Below are 11685 nucleotides of genomic sequence, written 5' to 3'. Positions count from 1 at the left end.
CTGCTCAGAGCGCCGCGCGCTTGATTTCAACGAATTCGATGTAGAGGCCGGCCTTCACGGTCAGCGCGCCGTCCGGCTCCAGATTGCGGATCGAGAGAACGGCTTCGTATTGGCCGGCAGGCAGCCCAGGTACGGCCGTCACCATCGTGAGCGGCCCCTGTGCTTTGCTAGCAAGGCCATCAAAGATCAGGTTCACCGGCGTCACCTTGCGGATGACGCCCCCGATCGTGAGGTAGGCGATCAGCTGAAGGTCGTCGGGACTGGACAGGTCGGCGCTGACCAGCACGCGCAACAGGCTGGCGTCCTGTGACTTGGGAATCGTCAGCGTTCGAACGACGACGCCGGTGTTGCCTCCGCCTCCGCCTCCGCCTCCACCGCCTCCGCCGCCACCGCCGCCACCGGGATCGCCGATGCCCGGTTCGTCCGGGGTCTGTTCAACCGCCATGCGCGCGCCTCACCCGTACTGGATCACGATGTCGGCATCGGTGACGGAAAAGACCGTCTGCTGAACGGCGCCCGCGGCGATCTCGCGCGCGGTGATGATCCCCGCCTTGATCGCATTGACCACCGTCTGGCCCGTCGTCGTGTCAATCTCGAAGATTTGGCTGTTGCCGACGATGAACTTGTCGGCCGCGACGGCGAAGACGCTCTGCTGGCCATTGATGACGAAGCCGGTGATCTTGCCATTGGCGTTGATCGTCAGCTGGGCGACCGCTTCCTTGCCATCGAGCGATCGGAGCAGAAAGTCGATCGTGGTCGTATGACCTCCGACCGTCGTCGATACCTGCTTGATGCTTTCCGACAGCGCCGCCTTGTCGCTCGCCTGCGCCCGCGCAACGTCGGTAACGCGGCTGTCGACCTGCCCGATCGCAGAGCGGTTTGCAGCATCACCGGCATCGCGCAGCGCGTTGGCCGAGTCGATGGCGTCCATCGTGTGCTCGTACTTGTCCGCGATATCGGTGCGCAGGCGGGTTTCGCCCGCGCTGCGCGCCTGTTCCGCCTGGGCGGCGACCTCCTTCGTCGCCGTCCCGATGCTGGCGCGGACCTCGCGCAACGATTCAGCATTGGCCGACAGCTCATCGGAGAATGCCTTGGCGAGGTCCGCCAGCGCCGCCCTCGTCTTGGCGAGACCCGTCGCCGGGTCGTTGACGCTCGCCTCCAGCGTTTCCAGCCGGCGGACTGCGGCGGTGTTCTGGGTCGCGACCGCATCGGTCAGCGCCGCCAGCTCCGCACGCGTCTTGCCAAGCCCCGTCGCCGGATCATTCACGATCGCGCGCAGTCCCGTGATCAGCTCGGAGGTCGCCTTGTCGGCTGCGCTGGTCGTGCGCGCCAGATCAGCGATGTCGGCCCGCGTCGCGACGAGGTCGGCGGACTGGCGGCCGTATTCGGTTTCCAGCGCCGTGATCGCCTGCGTCACCGACTTGAAGCGGTCGGCGGTCGCCCGCACCTCACGCGTGTACCGCGCGTCGGCCGCGTCGATCTGCGCGCGCAGTGCCAGCCGCTCGGCCGCCGCGGCCGAGAAACCGGCGACGAGCGTCGCGGTCAGCTGCGTCTGCACCTCGGCAAGCCCGGTGGCGATCCGCCGCGCCGCCTCGTCACCCGCCAGCACGCCGGCGAGCGTCGCGCCGTCCGCCTCGCCCGCCCGGCGGACCTGCTGGCGCAGCGTCGTGCCGAGCAACGTGATGCCGCCAATGGTATCCACCGAGGTCTTGCGCAGCGTCGCGATCTCGCCGGCCTGGCTGTCGGACGCCGCGCGCAGCCCGTCGATATCCTGTGCGAGCACCGCGTCGGCGCGGATCAGCAGCTGCCGGTCCTGAACGGAGCGCGCATCGAGGTCGCCCACGGTTGCGGCGAGCAGCGTCCGCGCCCGCACCTCCAGCGTCAGCGCGTCGCCGACACCGGTGATGCTGGCGTAAAGCTCCTGCCGCAGGTCCGCCTGCGCGCTGATCTGGCGCACCGCCGCGTCGTTGCCTGCCAGCACCGCGGCGAGCAGGCCGGCGCCGCTCTCCCGGTTGTCCGCGCGCGCCTGGCGCAGCTCCAGCGACAGCCGCGACACGTCGCCATAGGCCTGCAAGGTCTGCTCGGCAGACGCGATGCGGAACAGCGCCTGGTCGAACTCGGTCTGGGCGACCTTGGTCCGTACCAGCGCGTCGGTGGCGCTGATCGCCTGTTCGGCGGTTGTGAGGCGGGCGACCGCGCGCGACAGTTCGACCAGCTCGGCCTTGGTGCGCAGCTCGGCACGGATGCCGTCCTGCGCGACCTCGATCGCGGCGAGACGCGCGACCAGCGGTTCGAGTTGGGCGACCTGCTCGGGGTTGAGCACCGCCTTCAGGATCTTCTCGTCGACCTCGCTGCTCGACGCCTTCGACCGGATGAGCGCGGCCTGCGCATCGAGCGTGATCTCCGCCGAGCGCTGGCGTTCGGCAAGCGCATCGACGGCATAGATGCGGACAACGCCGGTGTTCGGGTCGATGGCGATGCCGGCGTCGCGCAGCCGCTGGATCAAGCCGTCCGCGATCAGCAGCAGCTGGAGCGACGCGGCCGACAGCCGGCCGGCGTCCTGCTCCATCTGGCGGCGGGCGGCGGCACCGCCCGCGACCGCATCGTCCAGCGCGCCGATCGCGACACCCGCGGCATCGGTGTCGCTGCGCAGGCCTGCGACCGCCGTATCGAGCCGGATGCGTGCGTCGCGCAGATCGGACACGTCGGCGGCGATCACCGGCACCCGCTCCATCACCTGGAGCGCGTCGATCACCTTCTTGCCGCCGAACGCGCTTTGCGGATCAGCGCTGTTGGTCGCGCCGGCTTCGGCGGGCTTCAGCGCCTCGACGGGCGTGCCGTCGGCATAGGTGACATCGCCCGCCAGCACCGCTGCGCTGATCTCCGCATCGGTATGCGGGCGGTGATTGTGCGCATAGCCGATCGACAGCGCCGTCACCGGCGCGAAGCCGCCCACCCGCTCGACCGAGGCGAAGCGGATCGTTTCGACCGGATCGGCGAAGGCGATCGAGCGCAGCTGCAGCACCCCCGCCGGCGACACGCCCCAGGCGAGCGAGGTGCGCAGCAATAGTCGGTCGAGCATCGCCGCAGCGCTTTCGCTGGCCTCGCCCGCGTGCAACCCGGCGGGGTGCGGCCGGGCTGCGACGAACGCCGCCAGGTCCGCGACGCGCGTCACGCCCGCGGCCGCGGCGATCCGCGCGGCGATCGCGGCAACGGTCTCGACATAGCCGTCGCCCGTTTCGCCCAGAAGGTCGGCGGTGAGCGGCCCCGACGGCTGCGTCCACCATTTGACGCAGGCGATCGCCGGCGCCACCGCGGCCCCGCCGGCGGGGGGCGCAGCGGCCTTCAGCGCCGCCAGCGTGTCGGCGATCGATCCCACCCAGCCGACGACGACCAGCGGCCCCGCCCGGCCGCGGTCGCGTACCGCGCCGAAGCCCGTGAGCGGCCGGGCCGGATCGCCGAATTCCCAGATATTGTGTGCGGCAAGGAGGATGCGCCCCTCGACATTGGCGCACACGCCCCAGCTGCGCCGCTTGAGGCGGCCGATGGCGGCGGCGTCGCCCTCGATCCCGCCGGTGCCGGCGAAGGTCGCGGTGACCAACGGCTTGGCGAGGCCCGCCGCCATGTCGGACAGGGTGAATTCGAACCGGCCGCCGCCGATGCGATAGCCCGCGACGGTGCCAGCGATCAGCGGCGTCAGCACCGGCTCGCCCGCGGCATCGTCGCCGACCGACACGGTGATCGGCGCATCCTCCCACATCAGCGCGGCGAGGAAGGCGGCGGTCGACGCCATCGAGGGCATGAAGCCCAGCGCGGCGGTGGTGGCGATCGCGCCGCCGGTGAAGCCGTCGCGGTCGAAGCCGAGCGCCGCTTGCGCCAGCGGCACGCTGACGATGCCGCCGCGCCAGTCGGTCCCGCCCTTCCAGGTGTGATGGCGCTGCCCGCCGCCGGCGAGCCGCACCGGCACCGCCGCGCCGGTCGCCGCATCCCAGGGCGCGGCTTCCACCGCCACGACCGCGGTCATGCCGCCCCCCGCGTGGTGAGCGCGAGGTCGGCGAACACGGCCCCGCCCCGCGGCGCGGCGGCGAGGTCGACCAGCGCGCCGAGCAGCGCATTAGTTTCGCCCTGTTGCGCGACGATCTGCTGGGTCAGCGCATTGCCCGCGACGACGGCGTCGGCGGTCGCCTGGTCCACGCCGGCGGCGGCGTTGACGCGCTGCGTTTCGAGCTGGATGATCCGCTCGATCTCGGCGCGCGCCTCCGCCCGGTCAGCGGCATATTCGGGGCCGGCGGTGCCAAAGGCTTCCTTCGACGTTTCGATCAGCTGGCGGGCGAGGGCGGCATAGCGATCGGCGGCGCCGGCGACGCCCGCCTCCGCATCCGCCTTCGCCTCCTCCATCTCGCGCCGGATCGCGGCGCGGCGATCCACCGGCGACCCTTCGAACAGGTCGCCATAGGTCAGGTTGGACAAAAGCTCCTTCAGCGACCCGATCCGCCCCTTCAGCGTCTGGTCGAGCAGGTCGGCGCGCTGTTCGGCGTTGAGCTTCTCGACCGCCAGCAGGTCGAGGCCATAGGCCTTGGCAAGCCGGACGCGCTCGGCGGCGGTGGTGTCGAAGGTCTTGAAGATGCTTTGCAGCTGGCCTGTCACCCCGCCCAGCAGCTTTTCGAGGTCGGCGACTTTCAGCGCCTCGGCCAGCGCGGCGTTGATGTCGCTCGACGAACGCAGCGCCTGCGCGACCGCGGGCGAGATTCCGGCGATCGCGCCGTCGGCGATCGCGTCGGCGATGGCGAAGGCGATCGCGCCGGCCTGGTCGTCGCCGAAATTCTTCAGCGTCGCCCAGTTCGCGCGGTTCTTCTTGCCGAACGACATCTCGCCGGTCTGGCCGCTGGTCGATACGCGGTACTTGCCGTCATAGGTGCCGATCGACACGGTGTACTTGCCGAGCACGCCGCCCAGCTGCTGGGCGATCTGCGCGATCCCCTGCTGCACCTGGCCGGCGAGGCCCGTGGCCGTGCCCTTCGCCGCGCCGTTGTTGCCCGACGATCCGACGCTGGTCGCCGTCCCGTCCGAACTGATCGTCGCGGTGCCGTACTTCGCCTTCTTGAACAGCCCGCCGAGCAGGCCGCCGGCGATCGCGCCGATGATCGACCCGCCGGGGATGGGCAGGAAATTCCCGATTGCGCCGCCGATCTGCGCGCCGCCGCCGCTCATCTTCAGCCCCAGCGAATTGGCGAGACCGGCGACGACGGTGCCGGTCGCGGCACCGGCCAGCGCGGTCGAGGATTTCTCGCCGATCCACTTGCCGATCTGGCCGGCCTTGTCCTTGTCGATGCCGATCTGCTGGCCGAGCTTCGTCGCGAGGCGCTCGATGCCGCTGGCGACGAGCGATTCGGGTTTCAGCCGGTCGCGCCGGCCGGTGACGACGATGTCGGCGCCGCCGTCCGGGGTCGCCGCGGGCAGGCCGGCGCCCGTCCCGCGCATCGCGCCGGCGGCGCCGCTCGCCGCGTCGGCGAGGTCGCCCAGCGCGTGCGTGGTCTGCCGGGTCTGGCCGGACACGGCGTCGACCGCATCCGCCATCCGCGCCGACGCATCCTCGACGACGCTCGTCCCCTTCACCTGGTCGCGCAGGTCACGAAACGCATCCTCGAACAGGCGGTCGAACAGGTCGTCGGCCTTCAGCGACAGGAAGGTGTCGAGCATCCGCCCCGGCGCCTTCAGGAACTGGCCCAGGTCGCCGCGCGCGAAGTCCTGCGTCGCGGCGCGGACGATGTCGCGCATCTGCGACAGCGCGTCGATGTAGAGCTGCTGGCGCTGGCGATTGCGCTCGATCTGGCGATCTTGCGCGGCGAGCGCCTGCGTCGTCGCCAGCACCGCTGCCTTCTGGCGTTCGGTCAGCGGTCCCATCTCGCGCTGGAGCTGGTTGATGACGCGCAGCGCCTCCGCCTCGTCGGCGCGGCCGGCGGCGATCAGCCGGCCGACCGCCAGTGACTGTTCCTGGCTCTCGACGAGTTCGCGCAACGGCCGGTTGAGGCCCTCGGCGATCGCGCCGCGGGCCTGCTCCACCGAGGCGAGCAGGGGACCGAGGTCGGGCGGGCGGCGCTGCTCCAGGTCGGCGGCGATCGCGTCGAGCTGGCGGTAGGATTTCGCCGCCTGGTCGGCGAGCGTGCGCGGCCGGTCGAACGATTCGGCGACCGTCTCGATCAGCCCGCGCCGCACCACCGTCTTCGCCGCCTCGGCCGAGGCGATCAGCCCTTCGAACCCCGGCGGCTTGCGGCGGCCGAGGTCGTCGATCAGGTCGTCGAGCTTGGCGATCTCGACATTGGTTTTCTGCAGCGCGCTGGGCGTGCGGTCGAACTGGCCGGTGATCGCGGCGATCCGGTCGCCGGCGTCGCGGCCGAATTCGTCGCGCGCGGCGGTCGAGGCCGGTTTCTTCGGCTTGCCCGCAGGCTTGTCGCGGCGCAGCTCGGGTGCCAGCACGCCGTCGGTCAGCGATTTGTCGATCTGATCGGCGATGCGATCCTTCACCGGCGCGGTCGCCGCGTCGATCAGCGCCTGCTGGAACTGCTCGCGATTGATCTTAAGGCCGGAGAAATCGATCTTTTCCGACGCGCGCAGCGCCGCCGCGGAGGTGATCTTACCCGATTGCAGCCCGGTGACGACGCTGCGCAGGTTGCGGGCGTTCTGCGATCCCGTGTCGGTGCCGGCCAGCGCCCCGACGAGCATCCCGCCGAGGCCCTGGCCGCTGCCCTGCGCCGCGCCCGTCAGCTTGTCCGCGATCGACTGGCGCCCTGCTCCCTCGAACGCCTGCGCGGACGACTGGCGCAGCTTCGATGCCTCGCCGCGCAGGTTGATCGCCGTCAGCCGCGCGTTGAGCAGCAGCATTTCGTTCTGCTTTTTGAGCTTACCCGTGGTGAGGTCGAACACCGCACCCAGCACGCTTTGCGCTTCGCTTAGCCCATCGGCGCCGACCTTCGCGGCGTCGGCGGCATCGCCGGCCTTGAACAATTCCTCGACGAACGGCGCGGCGACCGCGGCGGCGACGGTGAGCGCGATACCCCATGGGCCGGTGAGGAAGGCGCCGACCTTGCCCGCCTTGCCGCCCAGTTCGGACATGGCATAGCCGATCTGCCCCGCCTGCTGGCCGAAGGCGCGCGCCGGGCTGATCCCGCCGGCAATCGACAGACCCAGGTCGCCGAATTGCTGACCCAGGTTGCGGATGCCGAACGCGTGCCGCTCGGACGAGACGGCGCCGTCGCGATGTTCGCGGTTCGCACCCTTCAGCCGCGATTCGAGCACGTCGACGCGGCCCGCCAGGCTGGCGTTGATCTCCTGGAGCTGGCGCAGTTCGGTCGTCAGCTGCGCGGCGTCGGCCCGCGCACTTTCCATCTCGCGGGCGAGCTGGGCGTTCGCCGCGGCGAGCGATGCGGCGTGTGCGCTGCCTTGTTGCTGCTGGCCGCCGAGGTTTGCGGTGGCGGCGGCCGCCTGCCGTTGGTCGGTGGCGAGGCCTTGTGCGGCGGCGCCGGCCTGGCGCCCCGCCGCGCCCAGCGCCGCGACCGCGCCGGCCGCGCCCGTGGCGGCGGTGCCGGTCTCGCGCACCCCGGCGGCGGCATTCTCCGCGCCGGCCCCCAGCGCCTTGGCGTCCGCGCCCGCCCTGGTGGCGGCATCGCCCAGCCGGTCGACCGCCGCGGTGCCGTGATCGGCTTCGGTGACGAGGCTGCGCGAATCGGCGCGCAGGACGACGCGGGCAACGAGCTCGGTCATGCGGCGGCGAACACGGCGAGGGCCGCGCGCTCCATGATTGCGATGTCGTCGAACAGCGCCGGCGTCATGCCGATCCCCATCAGCGTCGCGGTCGGCGCGACCGCGGCATAATCGATTCCCAGGCGCACGCCGGACATGGCATGGACCCGCCACTGGCCGTGCAGGCGGTAGAACAGGCGCACCGCATCCCAGTCCTCAGGCCCGATTTCCGGCGCGTCGTCGCTCCGCCCACCAGCCCGGCGCGCCGCGATCGCCGCGATCGCGGCGGCGGCGCTGCCAGTCGCGGCATCGTCGGCCGGCTGTCCGCCACCGCGCCCGCCGGCCCAGCCGCGCGCGATGGCGATCAGTTTCCCTCGCGAATCCCCGATTGCCCGGCGAGGCAGGCGCGAAAGGCGCGGAAGACGTGGGTGAACATGTTCGGCTCGTTCATCAGCAGGCGCAGGTTGGCCGCGTTCCAGGGCAACGGCTCGCCATTCTCGGCATGGACGTTGCGCCAGTCGTCGGCGATCCGCGCGACGAGGTCGGCGTAGATGGCGGCAAGGTCGACACCCTCGTCGCCCTCGCGTTCGGCGGCCTGCATCGCGTCGCGGATGAATTGGCCGGCCTCGTCGACCTTCAGCAGCCGCATGCGCAGCTCGATGCGATTGTCGACGATGCCGCCGTCCTCGGCGACGCCGGGCCAGGCGACCGGCCACCAGGCGCGCGGCTGCTTCACGATCTTGAAGGGGAGCGTGGTCACGGAACGGCGTCCTTACTTGGCGGTGATGACGAGGTCGTCGGGCGTCGTGCCGACGTTGAGGCCGTAGGCGATCGACAGCATCAGCGTGTCGTCCTCCTCCTGCAGGTCGATCTCGGTGATCTGCAGGTGTGCGCCGTCGAGCTGGACGATGTTGCCCGGCGTCGTGCCGTGGATCAGCTGGACCGGGATCTCGTCGCCGGCCTTCAGGGTGCGGAAATAGTTCCTGGCGCCGATCGTCGGCGCCTCGCACACGATTCGGCCGGTGATCGCATGGTTGCCGCGATTGACGTAGCGCGCGCCGACCAGGCTGCGCAGCTTCACCTCGGCGCCGACATCGCCGGTGAAGGCGCGCAGCACCGCGGCATAGCCGCCCAGGGTGAAATCGGTGTTGTCGTCGTTGACCTCGACCGGGTCCTTCCACTGGTCGAGCGTGATCGCACCGGGCGCGGCATCGCTGATCCCGAAGTCGGCGGTCGCCGGCAGCAGGCCGGTGAAATCGAGCTTGAACACCGGCTCCGCCCCGGCGGTGAAGTCGAACGAGAAGGTGCCGCGTGCGCCGATGTTGATGCGCCGCTGGTTGCCGTGGAAGTGATAGGCGGTGAGCGATGACAGCGCTGCGCCGATCGGTGCAAAGCGCTGCACCGCGCTGGCGCCCGCAGTCAGCACCGGCGCGGCCATGCCGCACGCCTCCAAATCCTCCATCCAGGCCGGTGCGGTGCCGGGCGTGCCGCTGCCGGCGGCTTCCAGTTCGTAGCCGAAAGTCGCGCGCACGTTGGACGGCGCGTCTTTCGTCCGGCCGCGCACATTGCTGTCGCGGTTGCGCGCCAGGCGATCGGTGACGACCGGCTTGGCGGTGAAATTGCGCGTGATCGCGGCATTGGCGGCGCCGGTCGGCGCGGCGTCGGTGGCGTAGGTCGCTTCCTTCTTGCGGAAGATGACCTTGGTGGTGGCGACCATCGTATCAGTCCTGGGGCGGGGTTGCGGGAGCGGGGACGGGCGCCCAGGCGGCGGGATCGTCGCGCGGGTCGGGCTTGCCGGCGAGGCCAAGCGCACGTGCGCGGGCCGGGCCGTTCAGCGGCAGGCCCCAGTCGTCGTGCTGACGGCCGTCGGGATCGACGGGGCGCGGGGCCGTGGGATCGGCCTGGGTCGTCTTGATGTCGCGGGCCACCTAGCTCGTCCTTCGTTCGTGGTAGCGCGTGGTAAACCGCACCTCCCAGCTGACCCGGCTTCCGGCCGCGGAAGCCAGCCGCCCGCCCGAATAGGCGCACGCGCGCGCGGCATCGGGATGCGTCCAGCCGACCACCGCGTCCTTCACGGCGCGCACCTGGACGGTCAGCTCCTCGGAAATGCCGGCGGCGTTGCGGCGCGCGCCATCGACCGCGACGAACACCGAAAAGCCGACGTCGACCGGCTGGTTGCGGCCGACGTCGTTGGTGCTGGCGCCGGCGCGTTCGCCAGTCGGCACGACGAACAGCGCCGGCACGACGCGCGGCTCATCGGGCTTGCCGGCAAGTTCCAGCACGCCCTCGACCTGGCGAAAGCCTGCCGCGCGCAGCCGTTCGACGATGGGGGTCAGCGACAGGTGCATCAGCCGGCCATCGCGCGGGCGAGATAGTCGTCGATCGCGCCGATCGCATAATCGGCGTTCTCGCTGTTGAAGCCCAGATAGGGGCGGGCCGGGATGAGGACGCTGGCGAACAGCCGGCCGGCGAACGACAGCGCCGCCTTCACCTTGGGCCGGATCGTGCCGCCAAACTGGTGGATCGCGGCATAGATCGCCGCACCGCCCGACGCCTCCGGCCCGGCGGCGGCATAGTCGCTGCCCCAGTCCTCGGCGATCGAGGCGAGCAGGTCGCCGCTGTCAACCAACGTCTTGCCGTCGGGGCGGTGCGGGCCATGGCCGTCCCTGCTGCCGTCGAGGCCGAGCACGCGGCGCGACGGTTTCCAGGGCACGCCATCGGGATCGCGGCTCGTCTCGAACCGCTCGCGGGTCGTGTCGGCGAGGTGGCCGGCGATATCCTTCATCACCGGCGTCATGTCGCCGCCCGCCGTCGCCAGCCGGCCGAGCGCGTCCGACACGTCGTCGCGCAGCGTGATCGCGACATCGAAGGCAGCCATCAGTAATCCGCCAGCCGGTCGGGATAGGCGCGCAGGCCGGGTGCGATCAGCACGGGCGTGTCGCTGGCGGTGGCCGGCGACTCGGCGGCGGGCAGGCCCAGCGACACTTGCCCCGCCTGCAGCCGTTCGAGCAGTCGCGCTGCTGCCTTGGCCTGGTCGGCGACGCCCTCAGGCGCGCCGCGCGGATAGAGCCGGGCGCGGGCGAGGTCGCCGACCGCCATCTCCAGCACGCGCGGCACGCTGGCGAGCGGCAGTGCATAGCGATCGGCGACATGCGCGGCGGCGATCGCCTGCGCGTCGGTCAGCGCGTCGACCAGCAGGTCGCGATCGATCCGCCCCGATCCGTCGCTGTCGGTCATCCGCACCACCTCGTCCAGGCCGAAGCGGCGGACGAAGCCCGCGATGCCCAGCCAGGGCGCGCCGCCGTCGGGCAAGGCCCAGGTGCAGTCGATCACCGTCACCTCGACCTCGCTCTCCAGCTCGGCGCCCGCGGCGTCGCGCGCGCGAACGGTGACGAGATACCGTTCGCCGTCCGCACCCCCGACGAGCGCGAGCGTGACGCTGCCGCCGGCGACGCTCGCCGCGGCGACGAGCGGCGCACCGCCGGGCACGAGGCCGCGCGCGACGGTGGTGGTGGCGAGGATGGCCGCGATCGGCGCCGAAGTGGCGAACGGCACGACCGGCCGCAGCGTTTCGCCCGGCTGTTTGAGCAGCGTGACGATCATGCGCCGGCACCGGCCGCCCCGCGCTTCGCCTCGATCGCGGCGATCAGGACGGCGTTGGTGGCGTCGCCGGGCACGTCGACGCCCTCGGCCGCGGCGGTGGCGAGCAGCTCCGCATTGGTCTGGCGGGGCAGCGGCCGGGGCTTCGACGGCGCCGCGGCCTTCAGCTGCTCCACCTCGGCGAAGTCGGGATCGTCGTCGATCGCGCCCAGGGCGAGCAGGTCGTCGCGCGCCGCCGCCTCGGCGGGATCGTCGGCGTCGAAGGTGATGGGGGTGTCGGGCGCGTGGTCCTTGCCGCGAAAGATCACGGTGCGCGCGACGCGATAGGGGTAGGTCATGGCAGGC

The 11685-nt window shown here is 71.5% G+C and carries 11 protein-coding genes; all 11 read right to left on the bottom strand.

Features of this window, described 5'->3' with window-relative positions; translation table 11 throughout:
* Window positions 1-4: 4 nt before the first annotated feature.
* Complete coding sequence (locus SPHME3_RS0104090; protein WP_024310312.1) at window positions 5-445, bottom strand: hypothetical protein; 441 nt, start codon at window positions 443-445, stop codon at window positions 5-7.
* A gap of 9 nt (window positions 446-454) precedes the next feature.
* Entirely contained in the window at window positions 455-4024 is a 3570-nt protein-coding gene (locus SPHME3_RS0104085) for a coiled-coil domain-containing protein (RefSeq protein WP_026189059.1), read from the bottom strand.
* Window positions 4021-7761 carry a hypothetical protein gene (locus tag SPHME3_RS0104080; protein ID WP_018250575.1) on the bottom strand — a complete coding sequence of 1247 codons (3741 nt, stop codon included), beginning with the start codon at window positions 7759-7761 and terminating at the stop codon, window positions 4021-4023. The genes SPHME3_RS0104085 and SPHME3_RS0104080 overlap by 4 nt, the downstream gene beginning before the upstream one ends.
* A complete protein-coding gene (locus SPHME3_RS0104075) occupies window positions 7758-7967 on the bottom strand; it encodes a DUF1799 domain-containing protein (RefSeq protein ID WP_081609163.1) in 210 nt (69 codons plus the stop codon). Before SPHME3_RS0104075 ends, SPHME3_RS0104080 begins: the two co-directional genes overlap by 4 nt.
* A gap of 137 nt (window positions 7968-8104) precedes the next feature.
* Window positions 8105-8500 carry a hypothetical protein gene (locus tag SPHME3_RS0104070; protein WP_017980560.1) on the bottom strand — a complete coding sequence of 132 codons (396 nt, stop codon included), beginning with the start codon at window positions 8498-8500 and terminating at the stop codon, window positions 8105-8107.
* A gap of 12 nt (window positions 8501-8512) precedes the next feature.
* The gene (locus SPHME3_RS0104065; protein WP_017980561.1) at window positions 8513-9457 is read right to left on the bottom strand and encodes a hypothetical protein; all 945 of its coding nucleotides are present in this window, start codon (window positions 9455-9457) and stop codon (window positions 8513-8515) included.
* Between the two features lie 4 nt (window positions 9458-9461).
* Window positions 9462-9668: a hypothetical protein gene (locus SPHME3_RS0104060; protein ID WP_017980562.1), complete on the bottom strand. Its 207-nt coding sequence runs from the start codon at window positions 9666-9668 to the stop codon at window positions 9462-9464.
* Entirely contained in the window at window positions 9669-10088 is a 420-nt protein-coding gene (locus SPHME3_RS0104055; protein ID WP_017980563.1) for a phage tail terminator protein, read from the bottom strand. It lies immediately after the preceding gene.
* Window positions 10088-10618, bottom strand: a complete 531-nt coding sequence (locus SPHME3_RS0104050) for a phage virion morphogenesis protein (protein WP_017980564.1) — start codon at window positions 10616-10618, stop codon at window positions 10088-10090. Before SPHME3_RS0104050 ends, SPHME3_RS0104055 begins: the two co-directional genes overlap by 1 nt.
* A complete protein-coding gene (locus SPHME3_RS0104045) occupies window positions 10618-11343 on the bottom strand; it encodes a phage protein Gp36 family protein (RefSeq protein WP_017980565.1) in 726 nt (241 codons plus the stop codon). Before SPHME3_RS0104045 ends, SPHME3_RS0104050 begins: the two co-directional genes overlap by 1 nt.
* Window positions 11340-11678, bottom strand: coding sequence for a hypothetical protein (locus SPHME3_RS0104040; RefSeq protein WP_017980566.1), 339 nt, complete (start codon window positions 11676-11678; stop codon window positions 11340-11342). The genes SPHME3_RS0104045 and SPHME3_RS0104040 overlap by 4 nt, the downstream gene beginning before the upstream one ends.
* Window positions 11679-11685: the final 7 nt, after the last annotated feature.

This window comes from Sphingomonas melonis DAPP-PG 224 (assembly GCF_000379045.1).
Classification (GTDB): domain Bacteria; phylum Pseudomonadota; class Alphaproteobacteria; order Sphingomonadales; family Sphingomonadaceae; genus Sphingomonas; species Sphingomonas aquatilis.
This window is presented reverse-complemented; position numbering and strand designations above follow the sequence as displayed.